Annotated in this window: 20 protein-coding genes; 8 read left to right on the forward strand and 12 right to left on the reverse strand. The window is 68.2% G+C overall.

Going from position 1 to position 19,391, the window contains the following annotated elements:
• Position 1: 1 nt before the first annotated feature.
• The gene (gene murJ, locus DIE22_RS08685; protein WP_124604883.1) at positions 2-1,552 is read right to left on the reverse strand and encodes a murein biosynthesis integral membrane protein MurJ; all 1,551 of its coding nucleotides are present in this window, start codon (positions 1,550-1,552) and stop codon (positions 2-4) included.
• Positions 1,553-1,855: 303 nt separating this feature from the next.
• Between murJ and rpsT the strand changes: the two genes are divergently transcribed.
• Positions 1,856-2,128 carry a 30S ribosomal protein S20 gene (rpsT, locus tag DIE22_RS08690; protein WP_006482211.1) on the forward strand — a complete coding sequence of 91 codons (273 nt, stop codon included), beginning with the start codon at positions 1,856-1,858 and terminating at the stop codon, positions 2,126-2,128.
• Between the two features lie 160 nt (positions 2,129-2,288).
• Here the strand turns inward: rpsT and DIE22_RS08695 are convergent, their stop codons facing one another.
• Positions 2,289-2,609, reverse strand: coding sequence for a DUF3579 domain-containing protein (locus DIE22_RS08695; RefSeq protein WP_006762342.1), 321 nt, complete (start codon positions 2,607-2,609; stop codon positions 2,289-2,291).
• Positions 2,610-3,021: 412 nt separating this feature from the next.
• Between DIE22_RS08695 and argF the strand changes: the two genes are divergently transcribed.
• Positions 3,022-3,951 (forward strand): ornithine carbamoyltransferase, encoded by a 930-nt coding sequence (gene argF / locus DIE22_RS08705; RefSeq protein ID WP_057926108.1) that lies wholly within the window; start codon positions 3,022-3,024, stop codon positions 3,949-3,951.
• 99 nt (positions 3,952-4,050) lie between these two features.
• On the opposite strand, the gene DIE22_RS08710 is transcribed toward argF, so the two are convergent.
• The 3 genes from DIE22_RS08710 to murB all read right to left on the reverse strand — a co-directional run bounded on the left by DIE22_RS08710 (position 4,051) and on the right by murB (position 6,794).
• On the reverse strand, positions 4,051-5,133 hold the full coding sequence (locus DIE22_RS08710; RefSeq protein WP_124604884.1) for an SRPBCC domain-containing protein: 1,083 nt from the start codon (positions 5,131-5,133) through the stop codon (positions 4,051-4,053).
• On the reverse strand, positions 5,130-5,501 hold the full coding sequence (locus DIE22_RS08715) for a helix-turn-helix transcriptional regulator (protein WP_124499801.1): 372 nt from the start codon (positions 5,499-5,501) through the stop codon (positions 5,130-5,132). The genes DIE22_RS08710 and DIE22_RS08715 overlap by 4 nt, the downstream gene beginning before the upstream one ends.
• A 243-nt stretch (positions 5,502-5,744) precedes the next feature.
• Positions 5,745-6,794 (reverse strand): UDP-N-acetylmuramate dehydrogenase, encoded by a 1,050-nt coding sequence (murB, locus tag DIE22_RS08720; protein ID WP_124604885.1) that lies wholly within the window; start codon positions 6,792-6,794, stop codon positions 5,745-5,747.
• A 136-nt stretch (positions 6,795-6,930) separates the two neighbouring features.
• Here murB and DIE22_RS08725 point away from each other — a divergent pair, with 136 nt between their 5' ends.
• The gene (locus DIE22_RS08725; RefSeq protein WP_006762345.1) at positions 6,931-7,416 is read left to right on the forward strand and encodes a YajQ family cyclic di-GMP-binding protein; all 486 of its coding nucleotides are present in this window, start codon (positions 6,931-6,933) and stop codon (positions 7,414-7,416) included.
• 84 nt (positions 7,417-7,500) lie between these two features.
• Here DIE22_RS08725 and plsY read toward each other — a convergent pair whose 3' ends face one another.
• Complete coding sequence (gene plsY, locus DIE22_RS08730) at positions 7,501-8,139, reverse strand: glycerol-3-phosphate 1-O-acyltransferase PlsY (protein ID WP_124604886.1); 639 nt, start codon at positions 8,137-8,139, stop codon at positions 7,501-7,503.
• A 108-nt stretch (positions 8,140-8,247) separates the two neighbouring features.
• A complete protein-coding gene (ybaK, locus tag DIE22_RS08735; RefSeq protein WP_124499798.1) occupies positions 8,248-8,739 on the reverse strand; it encodes a Cys-tRNA(Pro) deacylase in 492 nt (163 codons plus the stop codon).
• A 268-nt stretch (positions 8,740-9,007) separates the two neighbouring features.
• On the opposite strand from ybaK, the gene DIE22_RS08740 reads away from it, so the two are divergent.
• Complete coding sequence (locus tag DIE22_RS08740; protein WP_124604887.1) at positions 9,008-10,570, forward strand: class I adenylate-forming enzyme family protein; 1,563 nt, start codon at positions 9,008-9,010, stop codon at positions 10,568-10,570.
• 48 nt (positions 10,571-10,618) lie between these two features.
• On the opposite strand, the gene xerD is transcribed toward DIE22_RS08740, so the two are convergent.
• From xerD to queG, 3 genes are all read right to left on the reverse strand, one after another.
• A complete protein-coding gene (xerD, locus tag DIE22_RS08745) occupies positions 10,619-11,581 on the reverse strand; it encodes a site-specific tyrosine recombinase XerD (protein ID WP_124499796.1) in 963 nt (320 codons plus the stop codon).
• The gene (locus DIE22_RS08750) at positions 11,581-12,048 is read right to left on the reverse strand and encodes a methylated-DNA--[protein]-cysteine S-methyltransferase (RefSeq protein WP_124499795.1); all 468 of its coding nucleotides are present in this window, start codon (positions 12,046-12,048) and stop codon (positions 11,581-11,583) included. The genes xerD and DIE22_RS08750 overlap by 1 nt, the downstream gene beginning before the upstream one ends.
• Before the next feature lie 62 nt (positions 12,049-12,110).
• Positions 12,111-13,346, reverse strand: coding sequence for a tRNA epoxyqueuosine(34) reductase QueG (gene queG / locus DIE22_RS08755; RefSeq protein WP_124499794.1), 1,236 nt, complete (start codon positions 13,344-13,346; stop codon positions 12,111-12,113).
• 17 nt (positions 13,347-13,363) lie between these two features.
• Between queG and tsaE the strand changes: the two genes are divergently transcribed.
• Positions 13,364-13,915 (forward strand): tRNA (adenosine(37)-N6)-threonylcarbamoyltransferase complex ATPase subunit type 1 TsaE, encoded by a 552-nt coding sequence (tsaE, locus tag DIE22_RS08760; protein ID WP_124499793.1) that lies wholly within the window; start codon positions 13,364-13,366, stop codon positions 13,913-13,915.
• Complete coding sequence (locus DIE22_RS08765; RefSeq protein WP_124499792.1) at positions 13,897-15,423, forward strand: N-acetylmuramoyl-L-alanine amidase; 1,527 nt, start codon at positions 13,897-13,899, stop codon at positions 15,421-15,423. The genes tsaE and DIE22_RS08765 overlap by 19 nt, the downstream gene beginning before the upstream one ends.
• Positions 15,424-15,472: 49 nt before the next feature.
• Here the strand turns inward: DIE22_RS08765 and DIE22_RS08770 are convergent, their stop codons facing one another.
• Positions 15,473-16,351 (reverse strand): EamA family transporter, encoded by an 879-nt coding sequence (locus DIE22_RS08770; protein ID WP_185640583.1) that lies wholly within the window; start codon positions 16,349-16,351, stop codon positions 15,473-15,475.
• A gap of 277 nt (positions 16,352-16,628) precedes the next feature.
• Here DIE22_RS08770 and DIE22_RS08775 point away from each other — a divergent pair, with 277 nt between their 5' ends.
• On the forward strand, positions 16,629-17,510 hold the full coding sequence (locus DIE22_RS08775) for a pirin family protein (protein WP_124499790.1): 882 nt from the start codon (positions 16,629-16,631) through the stop codon (positions 17,508-17,510).
• A gap of 52 nt (positions 17,511-17,562) precedes the next feature.
• Complete coding sequence (gene trxA, locus DIE22_RS08780) at positions 17,563-18,411, forward strand: thioredoxin (RefSeq protein WP_124499789.1); 849 nt, start codon at positions 17,563-17,565, stop codon at positions 18,409-18,411.
• A 106-nt stretch (positions 18,412-18,517) separates the two neighbouring features.
• On the opposite strand, the gene tcdA is transcribed toward trxA, so the two are convergent.
• Complete coding sequence (gene tcdA / locus DIE22_RS08785) at positions 18,518-19,375, reverse strand: tRNA cyclic N6-threonylcarbamoyladenosine(37) synthase TcdA (RefSeq protein ID WP_124499788.1); 858 nt, start codon at positions 19,373-19,375, stop codon at positions 18,518-18,520.
• Positions 19,376-19,391 lie beyond the last annotated feature (16 nt).

Raw genomic sequence — 19,391 nt, forward strand, 5'->3', positions numbered from 1 at the left:
GTCACTTGGCGCGCCTTCTGAAGTAAGCGTATTTGAAGCCCATTACCCACAACATACCGAAATATAGTGCAGCGAACAGCACGAGGCACGCGGCCATCAGCGCAATGCGATCGAGCGGCTGCGCACGCATGCCGGTCCAGTCGAAGCTGATCGCGAACCAGTGCATCAGGCCCGCGAGCACGAGCGCCGCGCCGATCAACTGCACGAAGAAGCGCAGCCAGCCCGGCGACGGCTGGTAGATGCCGCGCTTGCGCAGCCCGAGGAACAGCAGCAGCGAGTTCAGGCACGCGCCGACGCCGATGCTCAGCGTGAGGCCCGCATGACCGATCAGCGGCACGAACACGTAGTTCGAGATCTGCGTGACGACGAGCACGCCGATCGCGATCTTCACCGGCGTCTTGATGTCCTGCTTCGCATAGAAGCCCGGCGCGAGGATCTTGATCAGGATGATGCCGACGAGACCGATCCCGTAGGTCGCGAGCGCGCGGGCGACCATCGTGACGGTATGCGCGTCGAACCTGCCGTAGTTGAACAGCGTCGCGGTGAGCGGCGTCGCGAAGAAGAACAGCGCGAGCGCGCTCGGCGCCGCGAGCAGGAACGTGACGCGCAGCCCCCAGTCGAGCAGCGCCGAATACTCCTGCGTATCGGCGTCGACGTGCGCCTTCGACAGGCTCGGCAGCAGGATCGTGCCGAGCGCGACGCCGAGCAGCGCGGTCGGGAATTCCATCAGGCGGTCGGCGTAGTTGATCCACGACACCGCGCCCTGCCCGAGCCGCGACGCGATGTTGGTGTTGATGATCAGCGACAGCTGCGCGACCGACACCGCGAACGTCGCGGGCACCATCTTTGCGAGCACGCGCTTCACGCCGCGGTGACGCAGCGCGCGCACCGGGTTGAGGCCGATCAGCGGCACCATGTCGATTTTCTTCAGGCCCGGCAACTGCACGACGAACTGCAGCACGCCGCCCACGATCACGGCCCACGCGAGCGCGAACACCGGCACCTTCAGGTGCGGCGCGACGAACACGGCCGCGGCGATGAACGCGACGTTGAGCAGGACCGGCGCGAACGCCGGCAGCGAGAAGCTCTTGTAGGTGTTGAGCACGCCGGACGCGAGCGTCGTCAGCGAGATGAACACGATGTACGGGAACATGATCTGCGTCATCGTGACCGCGAGCGGGAACGCCTGCCCGTCGGTGCGCAGGCCGGACGCGACCGCGAACACGACCCACGACGCGCCGACGATCCCGAGGACCGACAGCACGGCGAGCGCCCACGCGAGCACGGTCGACATCGCATCGACGAGCGCCTTGGTCGCATCGTGCCCCTGCTGGTTCTTGAACTCGGCCAGGATCGGCACGAACGCCTGCGAGAACGCGCCTTCGGCGGACAGGCGGCGCAGCAGGTTCGGAATACGGAAAGCGACGTAGAACGCGTCGGTGTATTGACTGGCGCCGAACGCACGGGCGATCAGCGTCTCGCGGGCCAGTCCGGTCACGCGCGACAGCAGCGTGAAGCCGCTGACCGTCAGCAGGGCTCGGAATAGATTCATGGGGCGCTTATTATACGGACGTTGCGTGTCCCGGCACGGACGGATCCGGAAAAGCGCGCGCGTCGCCGGCGCCCCATCCGGCCGATGTCACGTTGAACTTGCCACGCGCTTGATTTTGTTGCTATAATCGCCGGTTTCTGAGCCTGTTACATGCACGGCGCCTGTCGTTTTCATGTCTCGGCCTCGGTTAAAATCACCGTTTTTTATGCGCCCCTGGGCAATCGTTCTCAGGGGACGGATCGAAAAGCAGCGCTTGGCCGTCAGGCTCCAAGCTCTGGAAACAGGACAGGATAAGGAACCGTCATGGCTAACTCCGCACAAGCACGCAAGCGCGCCCGCCAAGCCGCGAAGGCAAATTCGCACAACTCGGCGCTGCGCTCGAAATTCCGTACCGCGATCAAGTCGGTTCGCAAGGCTGTTGAAGCCGGCGACCAGGCTAAGGCTGCCGAGCTGTTCAAGGCTGCCGTGAAGACGATCGACACGATCGCCGACAAGAAGATCGTTCACAAGAACAAGGCCGCTCGCAGCAAGAGCCGCCTCGCCGCAGCCGTCAAGGGTCTGCAGGCAGCAGCGTAAATCCGGTGCGACCGGCGAGGGCGCCCGCCTCGGCGGGCGCTCCTGTTTCCTGCGATCGCAAAAAAGCCCGCCTAGGCGGGCTTTTTTGTTGCGCGTCGTCCGCGCATCGCGCCGGACGACTGCCGGACGTGGGCGCGGCATGCACCCTCGTCCGTCGAACTCATTTCTTCTCGTTGTAGTCCGGCAGCTCGCACGCCTCGGTGACGACAAGGTTGTTGTCCTTCGCGAAGTTCAGCACGAAATCGAACGCCATCGGCTCGATGTCGCGCAGCCGGGAATCGAGGATCACGCATTTCAGGTCACCGAGCATCGTCGGGCGCACGTACAGCGAATATTTCAGGCGCGCATTCGGCCCGCTCGCACCCGGCCCGAAGCAGGCCATCACGCCGGCCAGACGCTCCGACCAGTCGCTCGGGCGAAACTTTTTCCCGTCTTTCGTGATGCCCTGGATGAAGAATTCGGTCGGAGGGGTTTCAGCCATGTGGTTACCCAAGTGACGGCCCGGCGATATCCAGGCGACGGCGCCTGGATATGCGAACACAAAGCTGGAGTGGACGGCTGCACACGCGCTTCGATATCCCGAAAACAGGCCGTCGATGCGTGCCGCCGGCGCGCCGCACCGGATTTGTGCAGCGCACGGCTTGTGTCCGGCAGAGCGCGAAAAGCCTTGCCTGCCGGGCTGGAGAAAACTTTTGAATTATACCGCAGCGCGCCATCGCGCGTCGTGCCGCCCCCCTCTCCCGACACGCTCCGTCGCCCGCCCCAAGCGCTCCCCGCTTTTCTTCGCGGCTCGTCAAAGCACAGAAAATCCTTTATGCTGCTTTGAGTTATCCACACCCGACGGCGGCGCCGTCCGGCCCCGCGGCCGGGTGAAACCCGCCGTATCTCGTTTCATGACCGCCAAAACCATTCGTCACTACCTGCAGTTCAAGGATTTCTCGCTGGAAGACTACGAGTACGTGCTCGAACGCACGGGTATCCTGAAGCGCAAGTTCAAGAACTACGAGACCTATCACCCGCTGCACGACCGCACGCTCGCGATGATCTTCGAGAAGAGCTCGACGCGCACGCGGCTGTCGTTCGAAGCCGGCATCTTCCAGCTCGGCGGCCATGCGGTGTTCATGAGCACGCGCGACACGCAGCTCGGCCGCGGCGAGCCGGTCGAGGATTCCGCGCAGGTCATCTCGCGGATGGTCGACATCATCATGATCCGCACGTTCGAGCAGGACGTGATCACGCGCTTCGCGCAGAACTCCCGCGTGCCGGTGATCAACGGCCTGACCAACGAATACCACCCGTGCCAGGTGCTCGCCGACATCTTCACGTACTACGAGCACCGCGGCCCGATCGCCGGCAAGACGGTCGCGTGGGTCGGCGATGCGAACAACATGCTGTACACGTGGATCGAAGCCGCGCAGATTCTCGGCTTCAAGCTACGCCTGTCGACGCCGCCCGGCTATGCGCTCGACATGAAGCTCGTGTCGCCGGACAGCGCGCCGTTCTACGAGGTGTTCGACGACCCGAACGAAGCGTGCAAGGGCGCCGATCTCGTGACGACCGACGTGTGGACGAGCATGGGCTTCGAAGCCGAGAACGAAGCGCGCATGCAGGCGTTTGCCGACTGGTGCGTCGACGAGGAAATGATGGGCCACGCGAACCCGGACGCGCTCTTCATGCACTGCCTGCCCGCGCACCGCGGCGAGGAAGTGACGGCCGGCGTGATCGACGGCCCGCAAAGCGTCGTGTGGGACGAGGCGGAAAACCGCCTGCACGTGCAGAAGGCGCTGATGGAGTTCCTGCTGCTCGGCCGGCTGAAGCACTGACGCGCGCGGCCTCGTCGCAAGCGATAAGCGCCGGCACAGCCCGGCGCTTTTTATTTTCCCGCCACCCGCGCGGCATGCGCGCGCATGCCGATGCCCCCGTCAGCCCGGCGTCGGCTGCGTCGCGGCGAAGCTTGGCCGCTCGCGCATCACCGCCTGCGCACGCGTGACGTTCGGGTATTTCCGCAGCAATTCCGCCCCTTCGGGGAACATGCCCACGTAAGCCAGGATCGGCGCCAGGAACAGATCCGCCATCGACACCTCGCTGCCGACCAGGTAATCGCGACCGCCGTACGCCGCGTCGAACACCTGCAGATGCTTGTCGATTTCAGGCAGCGCCGCGTCGATCACCGCGCGATCGGGCTGGCCGTTCTCGCCTTTCGGGAAGATGTATTGCAGCACGTAGCGGCGCACCATCGCGTCGTACGCGTGGCAGTTGATCAGACTGATCCACTGCTCGCCGCGCGCATGCGCGGTGGCGCCCCACTGGGCCAGCAGGCCCGGGCCGTCGAACGCTTCGTCGATATAGCCGAGGATCGCACGCGTTTCGTAGAACTCGATCGGACCGTCGCAGAATGCCGGGATGCGTCCGAACGGGTTGTGCGCGAGCACGTCCGGCGAATGCGGCGGCAGCGGCTGCAACGTGTACGAGACGCCCTTTTCCGCGAGCGCCATGCGCACGGTCCTGCAATAGCTGCTGCGCGGATCGCCGATCACGACGACGGTACCCGCGCTGCCTTCCGGGTCCAGCAGATCGCTGAGCCGGTTGAACACCGATTGCCAACCGCCCATGTGCGAATCGCGCTCGGCCTCGCCCGGAAAGCCGCTGTGACGCATGTGCAGATGCGTGCCGCCGTCCTTGTCGGTGAACGTGACCTCGATCAGCGTCTTCAGGTCGGCCGGCATCGACCCGGCCTCCCACGCCCATGTGTACGCCAGAAAGTCGACGCGATCGACCTTCTGGTATTCGCCGCCCGCGATGTGGCGCGAACCGTCGCGCCCGCCCATCACGATGCGGTACGTGCCGCCGACCCGCGCGTCGGCGCTCGCTTCGATCACGCTCATCCCGCGCGGACAATGCCAGGTCGCCAGCGCGGATTCGTTCGTGAACGCGTCGAAAACACGTTCGCGCGGTGCGCGGATGAACCGGTTCAATTCGAGATGAAACGTCGCTGCCTGACTCATGACTTCTCCCGCCGAGGTGGGGCGTCGTCGCCGGCCGTGCCGCCCGCGCACGATTCGACGAACGCCGTCAGTCGATCGAGGCTCTCTTCCCAATATTGCCGATAGGCTTCGAGCCATCCATGCGCATCGCGCATCCCGTCCGCGCGCAACCGGCAGATTCGCCAGCGCGCATTGACTTCCCTCTCGATCAGCCCCGCCTCCGACAGCACGCGAAGGTGCTTCGAAATCGCCGGCGCGGACATGTCGAACGGCCGGGCCAGCTCGCTGACGGGCGCCGCGCCCTCGGCCAGCCGCACCAGGATCGCGCGCCGGGTAGGGTCGGCCAGCGCAGCAAACACCGCAGACAGGGGATCGGATGTGGAATGCATGATCTCATTTAACTTCAAGGTTAAATGAGAGTCAAGGGGATGACGGGTGTGGCGGCCGGGGGACGCAACGGCGTGGATGGACGGGCGGCGGAACGGAACGACGCACGCATCGCCGCCGCCGAGCGGTGCGGGGTGCGGGCGCGATGCGGGACACGACAGCGCGCCTCTAGAAAAAGGGACGGTTTGCCGTGTGGAATCGGCAACAACCGGCGTGGTTCCGTTACGCGGGCGTCGTGGCCCGGCTCACAGGCAAACCGGCTCGGGCTCCAGCTCGACGCCAAATTTCGCGAACACGTCGTCCTGGATCGCGCGCGCCAGCGCGAGCACGTCGGCACCCGTCGCGCCGCCGCGATTCACCAGCACGAGCGCCTGCCGGTCGTGCACGGCCGCCGCGCCGAGCGCGCGCCCTTTCCAGCCGCAGCGGTCGATCAGCCAGCCGGCCGCGAGCTTCACCTGCCCGTCCGGCTGCGGATACGACACGACGTCCGGCGCGCGCGCGCGCAGCGCATCGAACTGCGCGGCGTCGATCACCGGATTCTTGAAGAAACTGCCGGCGTTGCCGAGCGCCAGCGGATCGGGCAGCTTCGCGCGGCGGATCACGACGACCGCGTCGAACACGTCGCGCGGCGTCGCGAAGTCGGGGGCGATGCCGCGCGCGTCGAGCTCGCGCGTGACGTCCGCGTAGCCGAGCCGCGGCGTCCAGCGCTTGGGCAGCCGGAACGTCACCGCGACGATCGCGAAGCGCCCGCGCCCGTCCCGCTTGAAGAAACTGTCGCGATAGCCGAACGCGCAGCGCGCGGCGTCGAAGCGCTCGCTACGTCCCGTCGCGAGTTCGACGGCGACCAGCGACTCGAAATACGTCTTCATCTCGAGGCCGTACGCGCCGATGTTCTGGATCGGTGCGGCGCCGACGGTGCCCGGAATCAGTGCCAGGTTTTCGAGGCCCGGCATCCCGTGCTCGAGCGTCCACGCGACGAACGCATGCCAGGTCTCGCCGCCGCCGGCCTCGACGTACCACGCGTCGTCGTCCTCGCGCACGACGCGGCGGCCGGCGATCTCGTCGAGCAGCACGACGCCGTCGAAATCGCGCGTGAACACGACGTTGCTGCCGCCGCCGAGCACGAGCTGCGGCAGATGCGCGACGCGCGGGTCGCGATGCAGCGCCGCGAACTGCGCCGCATGCGTGATGCGGGCGGCAAAGCGCGCGGTCGCGCCGATGCCGAACGTGTTGTGCGCGGCGAGCGGATGGTCGGGGAGCAGCGACAGGGCGGAATCGTCAGGAGGCATCGGCATTCGCGGTCACGTCCGCCGGGCGGGCGCACGGCCGGCCTTGGGCAAACGGAGGGGCATCGGTAAAATGGCAAACAGTCCGCAATTATAGCGAGTGCCCGCGCGCGAGCCGGGCGCTTGCATCTCAAGGGAGAATGCCATGCCATCGTTCGACGTCGTTTCCGAAGCGAACATGATCGAAGTGAAGAACGCCATCGAGCAGTCGAACAAGGAAATTTCGACGCGCTTCGACTTCAAGGGCTCCGACGCGCGTGTCGAGCAGAAGGAGCGCGAGCTGACGCTGTTCGCCGACGACGATTTCAAGCTCGGCCAGGTCAAGGACGTGCTGATCAACAAGCTCGCGAAGCGCAACGTCGACGTGCGCTTCCTCGACTACGGCAAGGTCGAGAAGATCGGCGGCGACAAGGTCAAGCAGATCGTCACCGTGAAGAAAGGCGTGACGGGCGACCTCGCGAAGAAGATCGTCAGGCTCGTGAAAGACAGCAAGATCAAGGTGCAGGCGAGCATCCAGGGCGACGCGGTGCGCGTGGCCGGCACGAAGCGCGACGACCTGCAAAGCGTGATCGCGATGCTGCGCAAGGACGTGACCGACACCCCGCTCGACTTCAACAACTTCCGCGACTGATCGACGCCGTCGACCGGTCACGCCGCACCGCCGGGCCCCGCATGCGGGTTGCCCCGGCGGGCGGCAACAGCAGCAACGCCTTCCTCAGACCTTCCCGCCGTTCTGCGCACCGCCGTCGGACGCTGCCTTCTTCTTGTCGCCGATCCGGCTTTCCTGCCCCTTCAGCAGCTTCGAGATGTTGCCGCGGTGACGCCACACGAGCAGCACGCTCATCGCGAGCACGGCCCATGCGACCGGGTTGTGGCCCGTGCCGAACAGGAACACGTCGAACACCGGTGCGAACACGGCCGCCACCAGCGCCGCGAGCGACGAATAGCGGAAGAAGAACGCGACGATCAGCCAGGTCAGCGCGGTCGCGAGGCCGAGCACCGGGTGCACGGCGAGCAGCACGCCGGCCGCGGTGGCAACGCCCTTGCCGCCCTGGAAGCGGAAGAACACCGGATACAGGTGGCCGAGGAACACGGCGATCGCGACCCACGCGACGGCGACGTCGGACAGCCCGAAGTGCCGCGCGAGCCACACGGCAAGCCAGCCCTTGAACGCGTCGCCGACGAGCGTCATGATCGCGGCCTTCTTGTTGCCGCTGCGCAGCACGTTGGTCGCGCCGGGATTCTTCGACCCGTACGAACGGGGATCGGCCAGGCCCATCGCGGCGCTGACGACGACGGCGAACGACACCGAACCGATCAGGTAGGCAACTAGTGCGGCGAGCAGGATCTGCATGCGGAGAACTCTTCTTTCAACGTATCGGTGAAGGGACGGCCGGGCGCGCCCGGCCGAAGCGGCGCCCATTCTACCGAACGAGCACGGCCTGCCACGAGGGTGAAACCCTCAGTCGACGCTCGCGCACTGCACGGGCGTCGCGCCGAGCAGCGTCGCGAGCACCGCCGGCGCGAGGCTGACGAGATAGCCGCGGCGGCCGCCGTTCAGGTAGATCGTCGGCAATTCGAGGATGGTGGACTCGACGTACACGGGCATCGTCTTGCGCGTGCCGAACGGCGACGTGCCGCCGACCAGATAGCCGGAGTGGCGGTTCGCGACGTCGGGCTTGCACGGCTCGACGCGCTTCGCGCCGATCTGCCGCGCGAGGTTCTTGGTCGACACCGTGCGGTCGCCGTGCATCAGCACGATCAGAGGCTTCGCATGCTCGTCCTCCATCACGAGCGTCTTCACGACGCTGTGTTCGTCGACGCCGAGCTGGCGCGCCGACTCGCCGGTGCCGCCGTGCTCGACGTAATCGTACGGATGCTCGCCAAACGCGACGCCGTGGCGGCGCAGCAGCTGGGTCGCGGGTGTCTCGGACACGTGTCTGGATTTGCTCATGGCGGCATTTTAATGGCGAACGACCGGCGGGCGGCCGCCATCGCACAATCGCGGCATCCCGTGTTCGCGCCGGTGCGCCGCGCGCCGGCGGTATACTCGCGGCCCTTTTGTCCGGGGCGAGCGCGCCCGTCGCCGCAGCGCGCCATCATCATTGCGGACATCGCGAAGCGCTATTGCCCGATTGGCCGATTGTGGCGCGCCCGCCATCATGGCACGATCGTTCGCAAAACTCGCCGCGCCGCCGCCCGGCCCTTTTTCTGGAGACGCCATGACCTCGCCTGTCCGCTCATCCGCGCCGCTCGACGTCGCGGCACTGCTCGCCGCGCTGCCCGGCCGCATCGCCGACGTGCCCGCCCGCTGGGCCGCACGCGCGCGCGCGCATCCGGCGCTGATCGAGGACGCGCGCCGCCTGTCGTACGGCGAGCTGTCGCAGGCCGTCGATGCCGCCGCCGGGCGGCTCGCGCGCCTTGGCGTGCGCGGCGGCGATCGCGTGATGATCGTCGCGGAGAACAGCGTCGCGCAGATCGTGCTGCTGTTCGCGGTCGCGCGTGTCGACGCATGGGCGCTCGTGTCGAACGCGCGGCTGTCGGCCGGCGAGCTCGATGCAATCGCCGCGCACGCGCGCCCGAAGCTGATCGCGTTCGCGACGGAAGCGTCGCCCGACGCGCGCACGCACGCGGCACGCTACGACGCGACGCCGGCCGACGCGCTGCCGGTCGACATCGGCGCATGGTCGTACCGCATCGACACGAGCGCGCCCGGCGAACCGGTGGCGGCCGACGGCGCCGCGCAATGCGCGGCGCTGATCTACACGACCGGCACGACCGGCACGCCGAAAGGCGTGATGCTGTCGCATCGCAACCTGCTGTTCATCGCGGCGACATCGAGCGCGCTGCGCCGCGTGTCGCCCGATGACGTCGTCTATACGGTGCTGCCCGTGTCGCACGTGTACGGGCTCGCGTCGGTCTGCCTCGGCAGCCTGTACGCGGGCGCGACGCTGCGGCTCGCACCGCGCTTCTCGCCGGAGGCCGTGCGCGTCGCGCTCGCCGACGAAGGCGTGACGATCTTCCAGGGCGTGCCCGCGATGCACGCGAAGCTGCTCGAGCACCTGCACACGCATGCGCACGCGTGGCACGCGCCGCGGCTGCGCTTCGCGTATTCGGGCGGCTCGCCGCTCGACGCCGACCTGAAGGCGCGCGTCGAGCGTGTGTACGGCGTGCCGCTCCACAATGGCTACGGGATGACCGAGAGCAGCCCGACGATCACGCAGACGCCGCTCGACGCACCGCGTACCGACTGCTCGGTCGGCGTGCCGATCCCGGGCGTCGAGATGCGGATCGTCGCACCGGACGGCACCGACGTGCCGCAGGGCGAAGTGGGCGAAATCCGCGTGCGCGGGCCGAACGTGATGCTCGGCTACTACCGCAACGCGGAGGCGACGCGCGCGGCCGTTTCGCCGGACGGCTGGCTCGGCACCGGCGATCTCGCGCGCCAGGAAGGAGACGGCTCGGTGACGATCGCGGGCCGCAGCAAGGAGCTGATCATCCGCTCGGGCTTCAACGTGTATCCGGTCGAGGTCGAACAGGTGCTGAACGCACACCCGGACGTCGTGCAGGCAGCCGTCGTCGGCCGCGCGATCGAGGGCAACGAGGAAGTGCTCGCGTTCGTCGAACTGGTGCCGAGCGCGACCGCGACCGAGGCCGCGCTGCAGGCATGGTGCGCGCAACGGCTCGCGCCCTACAAGCGCCCTGCGCGCATCCGCGTGCTCGATGCGCTGCCCGCCGCGTCGACGGGCAAGGTGCTGAAGCACAAGCTGCGCGAACTCGCGTGACGCGCGGCGCCGGCCGCATCGCGCACGCGGGCCGGCGCACGCGCCGCGCTAACCGCGCGGATGGTGCTGCGCATGCAGCGTCTTCAGCCGCTCGCGCGCGACGTGCGTGTAGATCTGCGTGGTCGAGATGTCGCTGTGGCCGAGCAGCAGCTGCACGACGCGCAGGTCGGCGCCGTGGTTCAGCAGGTGTGTCGCGAACGCGTGCCGCAGCGTATGCGGCGACAGGTGCGCGCGCACGTCGGCCTGCTGCGCGTGGCGCTTGATGATGTTCCAGAACTGCTGGCGCGTCATCCCGTCGCCGCGCGCGGTCACGAACAGCGCGTCGGCCGCGCGTGCGCCGAGCAGCGCCGGCCGCGCGTCGCGCAGGTAGCGCTCGATCCAGCCGTGCGCGACCTCGCCGAACGGCACGAGCCGCTCCTTCGAGCCCTTGCCCATCACGCGCACGACGCCCTCGTTGAGCCCGACCTCGACGGTCTTCAGCGTGACGAGCTCGCTCACGCGCAGCCCGCTCGCGTACATCAGCTCCAGCATCGTGCGATCGCGCAGGCCGAGCGGCGTGCCGATGTCGGGTGCGCCGAGCAGCGCCTCGACCTGTGCCTCGGACAGGGTCGACGGAAAGCGCGCGGCCTGCTTCGCCGACGTGATCCGCAGCGTCGGGTCCGTGCTCGCGTGATGCTCGCGCACGGCCCAGCCGTAATAGCGACGGAACACCGACAGCCGCCGGTTCGACGACGTCGCCTTGCCGTCGCTGCGCGCGGCGATATAGCCGGTCACCATCGCTTCGTCGGCCGAGTCGAGCGGCACGTCGTGCGTCGCGGCCAGCCATTGCGAAAACAGCACCAGATCGCGCCGGTATGCATCGAGCGTGTTGCGCGCGAGCCCGTGCTCGAGCCACAGCCCATCGCAGAACACGTCGATCGATGCGCGGCTCGCGAGCAGCGCGGGCGATGCGGCGGCCGCGTCGCCATCGGCGCCGGACGCGGAGTCGGGGGAAAGCAGCGGTTCACTCATCAGTACGGCACGCCTTCATGCGCCAGCAGCCAGCGCTTCACTTTCTGGTAATAGCCGTCGTCGTCGTGGTTCGCGAAGCCGCCGAGGCCGCCCGCCGCGACGACGCGATGGCACGGGATCACGAGCGGGAAATAGTTCGCGCCGCACGCCTGGCCGACCGCGCGCGGCGCGCTGCCGATCCGCTTCGCGACCTGCCCGTAGGTCAGCACCGTGCCCGGCGGAATGTCGCTGATCACGTTCCACACGCGATGCTGGAATGCGCTGCCGACGTCGGCGAGCGGCAGGTCGAAGCGCGCCGACGCGCGCTCGAAATAACGTTCGATCTGCTCGACCACGCGCTTCGCGAGCGGCGAGTCCGGCTCGACCGGCTCGATCGACTCGGGCAGATAGACGATCTCGCGCACCACCACGGCATCGGTACGGATGCCGACCTTGCCGAACGGTGCGTCGATGACTGCGTTGAACATGAGCTTCTCCTCACCGTGAAACGCGCGGCGCCGCCGCACGCCGACGACACTTTACGCCGTGATCATGCGGCACGCAGCGCCCATTCGACATGCTCGCGCACGACCGGCGACGGATCGTCGGCCCGCGCGCGCAACGCGGCGACGATCGCGTCGCGCGCATCGGGCGCGAGCCGGTCGGCCGGCGCGCGCAACGCATTGCCGAGCCCGACCGCGAGATTGCGCAGCCAGCTTTCGTAACCGATGCGCCGGATCGCGCTGCCCTGCATCCGCGTGTCGAACGCGTCCGCGTCCCAGCGGAACAGCTCGACGAGCGTCGCGCGGTCGAGCCCGTGCCGCACGTCGAAATCGGCGACGGGCGCGGCCTGCGCGAACTTGTTCCACGGACACACGAGCTGGCAGTCGTCGCAGCCGTACACGCGGTTGCCGATCAGCGGGCGCAGCGGCTCCGGAATGCTGCCTTTCAGTTCGATCGTCAGGTACGAGATGCAGCGGCGCGCGTCGACGCGGTACGGCTCGACGATCGCGCCGGTCGGGCATGCGGCGATGCAGCGCGTGCAGCTGCCGCAGTGCGCGCCGGGTGTCTCGGGCGCGATGTCGGGCGCCGTTTGCGCGTCGGTCGGCAGCGGAATGTCGACGTAGATCTCGCCGAGGAAGAACAGCGAACCCGCGTCGCGCTGCAGCAGCAACGTGTGCTTGCCGCGCCAGCCGACACCGGCCTTCTGCGCGAGCTCGACCTCGAGCACCGGCGCCGAATCGGTGAACACGCGGTACCCGAATGCGCCGATCTCGCGCTCGATGCGCTCCGCGAGCGTCTGCAGCCGGTTGCGCAGCACCTTGTGATAGTCGCGGCCGCGTGCGTAGATCGACACGACGGCGGCCTGCGGATCGTCGAGGCGCGCGCGCTCGCGGGCGCGCCAGTCGTGCGGCACGCGTGCGCCGGATGACGCATCGGGCGCGTCGGCGGCGAGCGTTTCGGCCGGCAGATAGGCGAGCCGCGCGGAGATCACGCGTCGCGTACCGGCCACAAGTTCGGCCGGCCGCGCGCGTTTCGTCCCGTGTTTCGCCATATAATCCATTTCGCCGTGGCACCCGGCTTCCAGCCAGGCGGCGAGGCCTGCTTCGGCATCCGAGAGATCGGTATCGCTGATGCCGATCGCCCCGAAACCCAATTCGCGCCCCCACGCCCTGATGCGCGCGGCGAGCGCAGTCAACGTCGCATCATCGAGCGCGCACGGCGCCGCGCCTTCGGCACGAGTCGAAGGCCTGTCGGATGCGGCGAGTTCCGGTAATCGGTTCATCGCACTATTTTACGAGAATGCCAGCCACGCCTCATACGCCTCATGCCGACACGCTGCCTGCCCCGCTCGCGGAGCGCGTGATCGCACTCGCCGACGAAGCGGCGACCGAGGCCTTCGGCACCCGCTTCGCGCACGCGCTCGACGCGGCACGCACCGAACTCGCCCGCGCGCACGCGTTCGACGGACTGCAGATCCAGCTGATCGGCGACCTCGGCGCGGGCAAGACGACCGTCGTGCGCGCGATCCTGCGCGGCCTCGGCCACCCGGGACGCGTGCGCAGCCCGACCTACACGCTCGTCGAACCTTATGCGTTCGCACGCGATGACGGGGAACTTGAGGTCTATCACTTCGATCTGTATCGATTCAACGATCCGGCCGAATGGTCCGACGCAGGCTTTCGCGAATATTTCAATTCCAGCGCGATCTGTCTCGTCGAATGGCCGCAACAGGCGGGCACCCTGCTCGGCGTGCCCGATCTGGTTTTCTCGCTCGACGTGGATGGCGACGGCCGCGCCCTCACCGTGCGGGCGTACAGCGCTTCAGGAAAGGCATGTCTCGAAAGATGTTGATCAAACCGTTCCGCTCGATCGAATCGGCGGCCACCGCGACGCACAACTGGCGCCGCCGCCAGATCCTGCGCGCGGGTGCGTCGACGCTGGTGCTCGGTCTCGCCGTGCCGCGGCTCGCGCACGCGTCGTCGGTGCTCGGCGTGCGCGTCTGGCCCGCGCGCGATTACACGCGCGTCACGATCGAATCCGACCAGCCGCTGCAGAATAGCCAACAGCTGTTGCAGGGTCCCGACCGGCTCGTCGTCGACCTGAACGGGCTCGATCTCGACCAGGCGCTGCGCGACCTCGTGTCGAAGATCGCGCCGAACGATCCGCAGATCCAGTCGGTGCGCGTCGGCCAGTACCAGCCGCACGTCGTGCGGATGGTGTTCGACCTGAAAGGCTCGGTGAAGCCGCAGGTGTTCACGCTGCCGCCGGTCGGCACCTACAAGTACCGGCTCGTGTTCGACCTGTATCCGGCCGTCGCGCCCGATCCGCTGACCGACCTGATCGCGCAGACCGAACGCAAGGAACAGGCGCTCAACGACACCGCGCGCGCGCAACAGATGCAACCGCCGACCGCGCTCGCGGGCCCGGCCACGCCGCCGCCCGCCGCGGGCGACAACAGCGATGCGTTCTTCCAGCGCTTCGCGCAGAACACGCCGGCCACGCCGCGCACGCCACCGGGCACCACGACGCCTTCCGCGCCCGCGAAGCCGGCCGTCAAGCCGCCGCCCGTCATCGCGCGCCGCGACGACAGCGAGGACGACGGCGACACCTACAAATTCACCGCGCCGAAATCCGGCAAGGGCGGGACCGTGCGGCTCCTGACGGTCGCGATCGATCCAGGCCACGGCGGCGAGGATCCGGGCGCGATCGGCGGCGGCGGCACGTACGAGAAGCACATCGCGCTCGACATCGCGAAGAAGCTGCGCGCGAAGATCGACGGCGCGCCGAACATGCGCGCGATGATGACGCGCGACGCCGACTTCTTCGTGCCGCTGAACGTGCGCGTGCAGAAGGCGCGCCGCGTCGGCGCCGACCTGTTCGTGTCGATCCACGCGGATGCGTTCACGACGCCGTCCGCGCGCGGCTCGTCGGTATTCGCGCTGTCCGACCACGGTGCGTCGAGCGCCGCGGCGCGCTGGCTCGCGAACAAGGAGAACTCGTCGGACCTGATCGGCGGCATCAACATCAAGACGCAGGACGCGGCAGTCAGCCGCGCGCTGTTCGACATGTCGACGACCGCGCAGATCCGCGATTCGCTGCGCTACGGCAATTATGTGCTGAAGGAAGTCGGCGGCATCAACAAGCTGCACAAGGGCTCGGTCGAGCAGGCCGGGTTCGCGGTGCTGAAGGCGCCGGACATTCCGTCGATCCTCGTCGAGACCGCGTTCATCAGCAACCCGGAAGAGGAAAGCCGGCTCAACGACGAAAGCTATCGCGACCAGATGGCCGACGCGATCTTCCGCGGCATCAAGCGTTACTTCGCCGCGAATCCGCCGCTCGCGAAGAGCCGGATGGCCTGAAGCACGGCCGCCCCTTCCCCGCCGCCGGCACGCACCGCGTGCCGGCGCGTCACGACGCCGCGAAGCGGCGCACCAGCTTCCCGCCGAACACGTTCACCGCGAGCCCGCCCATCACGAGCGCGGCGCCGATCAGTTGCGCCTGGGTCAGATGCTCGTCGAGCAGCAGCGCCGACGACGCGAGCCCGACGATCGGCACCAGCAGCGAGAACTGCGCGACCTGCGCGGCCGGATAGCGCGACATCAGGCGGCTCCACAGGCCGTAGCCGACGAGCGTCGCGACGAACGCGAGATAGACGACCGCGAAGATCGACGCGCCGTCCAGCCCCGAGAGCGCGGCCCCGATCCGCTGCGGCCCCTCGAACCACAGCGACAGCAGGAAGAACGGCACGGGCGGCACGAGGCTCGCCCACACGACGAGCGACACGAGGTCCGCACGACCGACCTTCTTCGTGACGATGTTGCCGAACGCCCACATCGCGGCCGAGCAGATGGTCAGCAGGAAGCCCGCGAGCGTCATCGCGCGGCCGCCCTGCGCCGCGATCACGACGAGCCCGGCCGCGGCGATCGCGAGCCCGGCCAGGTTCTGCACGCGCAGCCGCTCGCCGAGGAACAGCATCGCGAACACCAGCGTGAAGAACGCCTGCGACTGCAGCACGAGCGACGCAAGGCCGGCCGGCATGCCGACGTACATGCCGGTGAACAGGAACACGAACTGGCCGAGCTGGATCGTCGCGCCGTACAGGATCAGCATGCGCCACGGAATCCGCGGCCGGCGCACGAAGAACACCGCGGGCACCGCCGCAAGCGTGAAGCGCAGCGCGCCGAGCAGCATCGGCGGCATGCCGTGCAGGCCGACCTTGATCACGACGAAGTTCACGCCCCACGCCAGGATCACGACCAGCGCGAGCAGCAAGTCCTTCGGGGCCATCATCGGCGTCTCCTCGATTGTCGGATGGATGTTCTGAAGCCGGTCAGTCTACCGGGTTTCGCCACGCGGCCCGATACCCGCGAGGCGCGCATGGAATCGGCGGCCTGCGCGGCCGCGCGTCGGCACGCGTCGGCACGCGTCGGCAGGAAAGCAGCATCGCGCGTACCCGCCGGCGCCGATACCGCCGGCCGGCGCGTTCGTCAGGTCCGTCACGCGCGTCGCCGCCGCGCCGCCAGTACAATGACCGGCATTCCAGCCGCTCCCCACGAGGTCCGCCATGAGCGATCCGATCAAAGCCCTGCTGAAGCCGCACGTCCGCGACATCGGCAACCTGCAGGTGCGCCGCACGCTGCCCGCGCTCGCCGCGCGCCTCGTCGGCCCGTTCATCTTCTTCGATCACATGGGGCCCGCGACGCTGCCGGCCGGCACCGGGCTCGACGTGCGCCCGCACCCGCATATCGGGCTCGCCACCGTCACCTACCTGTTCGACGGCGCGATCCTGCATCGCGACAGCCTCGGTTCGCTGCAGGAGATCGTGCCGGGCGACGTGAACTGGATGACGGCCGGCCGCGGCATCGTCCATTCGGAGCGCACGCCCGACGCGCAGCGCGCGAGCGGCCATACGGTGCACGGGATCCAGACCTGGGTCGCGCTGCCCGTCGCCCACGAGACCACCGAGCCGTCGTTCGAGCACCATGCGGCCGATACGCTGCCCACGCGCCACGAAGACGGCGTGTCGCTGACCGTGATCGCCGGCGACGCGTTCGGCCTGCGCTCGCCGGTCACGACGTTCTCGCGCACGCTGTACGTCGCCGCGCAATTCGCGGCCGGCGGCCGCCTCGAACTCGACGCGTCGCACGAGGAGCGCGCGGTCTACGTGGTCGACGGCGACCTGACGATCGACGGCACGCCGGTGCCGGCCGCGCAGATGGCCGTACTCGCGCCGGGTGCAACCGTCACGCTCGCGAGCGGCAACGGCGCACGCGCGATGCTGCTGGGCGGCGACAAGATCGACGGCGAGCGCTTCATCGAATGGAATTTCGTCGCCAGCAGCCGCGACGCGATCGAGCGCGCGAAAGCAGCATGGACGAACCAGGCAATGGGCAAGGTGCCCGGCGAAACCGAGTGGATTGCGCTGCCCGAATCGAAGCCGCGTTGAAAAACGGGCGCGCCGCCCCCATCCTGACGACATTCGAACGGAAGAGAACGACATGGACACCACGCTTGCCACTTTCGAGAAAGACGTCATCGAGGCGTCGCTGGACACGCCCGTGCTGGTCGACTTCTGGGCGCCGTGGTGCGGCCCCTGCAAGACGCTCGGCCCGCTGCTCGAGAAGCTCGAAGCCGATTACGAAGGCCGCTGGAAGCTCGTGAAGGTGAACGTCGACGAGAACCAGGAGCTCGCCGCGCACTTCCAGACGCGCAGCATCCCGCACGTGATCGCGTTTGCCGACGGGCGCCCGGTCGACCAGTTCATCGGCGTACTGCCGGAAGGCCAGTTGCGGGCGTTTCTCGACCGGCTGCTGCCGGCGCCCGACGAAGCCGAACGCCGCGCCGCACAATACGCGATCGCCGAGTCGCGCTACGACGATGCGCTCACCCACCTCGAGGCGGCGCTCGCGCTGAACCCCGGTTTCGACGACGCACGGCTCGACCTGATCGAACTGCTGCTCGCGAACAACCAGGTGGATGCCGCGCGCACCGAGGCCGAGCGCCTGGCGCCGCAGATCGTGCAGGGCGCCGATCCGCGCTACCAGGCGATCAAGACCCGTTTCGATGCGCTCGACGCGACGGCCGACCTGCCGCCGACCGATGCGCTCGAAGCACGCATCGCAGCGAACCCGGCCGATCTCGAAGCACGCTTCGACCTCGCGCAGAGCCTGATCGCGCGACGCGCCTACGAAGGCGCGCTCGAGCAGTTGCTGGAAATCGTGTTGCGCGACCGCGCGTATGGCGACGACCTCGGCCGCCGCACGATGATTTCAGTGTTCGAGCTGGCGGGCGATCGCCCCGAGCTCGTCGCCGCGTGGCGGCGCAAGCTGAGCATGGCGCTCAACTGACGAACCAACGGCCGGCCGGGCCGCAACGGCCCGGCCGAGTCGCCCTGTCGCGCGCGGCGGGTTTGCCGCGCCGCAGCATTCCCCTGCGCGTCGATCGGTTCCCTGATCAGCCCGCGGCCCGCGCCGCGATCGCCCGCAGCGCATGCGCGGCGGCCGCGAAGCCGAAGCTCGCGGTCACGCACACGCTCGAACCGAACCCCGCACAGTTGAGCCCCGCGACATGCGCGGCGGCGGACGGCTCCGCGCCGTCCTCGATGTCGCAAGCGGCCGCTTCCGGATAGATCAGCGGCTCGTCCGAATACACGGCGCTGACCTTGAAGCGCGCCTTCGGCCCGCGCGGAAAACCGTGCTGCTTGCGCAGCTGCGCGCGCACCTTCGACAGCAGCGGATCCTGGATCGTCAGCGCGAGATCGTCGATCCGGATGCGCGTCGGGTCGAGCTGCCCGCCCGCGCCGCCGACCGTGACGAGCGGCTGCCCTTTCGCGACGCACCACGCGATCAGCGCGACCTTCGTGCGCACGCTGTCGATCGCGTCGATCACGTAGTCGAAGCCGCCGCCGAGCAGCGCGTCGAAGTTGTCGGGCTCCGCGAAATCCTCGATCCGGTTCACGCGGCACGCCGGATCGATCAGCGCGATCCGCTCGGCCATCGCGTCGACCTTCGGCTTGCCGTAATTGCCGTCGAGCGCGTGGATCTGCCGGTTCGTATTGCTTTCCGCGACGTTGTCGAGGTCGATCAGCGTCAGCGTGCCGATCGCGCTGCGCGCGAGCGCCTCGGCCGTCCACGATCCGACGCCGCCGATGCCGATCACGGCAACGTGCGCACCCTCGAACGCGGCGAGCGCAGGGGCGCCGTACAGCCGCGCGATGCCGCCGAAGCGGCGTTCGCGATCCACGTCAAGCCGGATTGTCGGGGTCGGGGTAAGATCAGAGGAACTGGGCGGGGCAGTGTCGGCAGCGGACATGGCAGCAAGGAAAACG

Source organism: Burkholderia sp. Bp9142, assembly GCF_003853415.1.
In the GTDB taxonomy this organism is placed as follows: Bacteria; Pseudomonadota; Gammaproteobacteria; order Burkholderiales; family Burkholderiaceae; genus Burkholderia.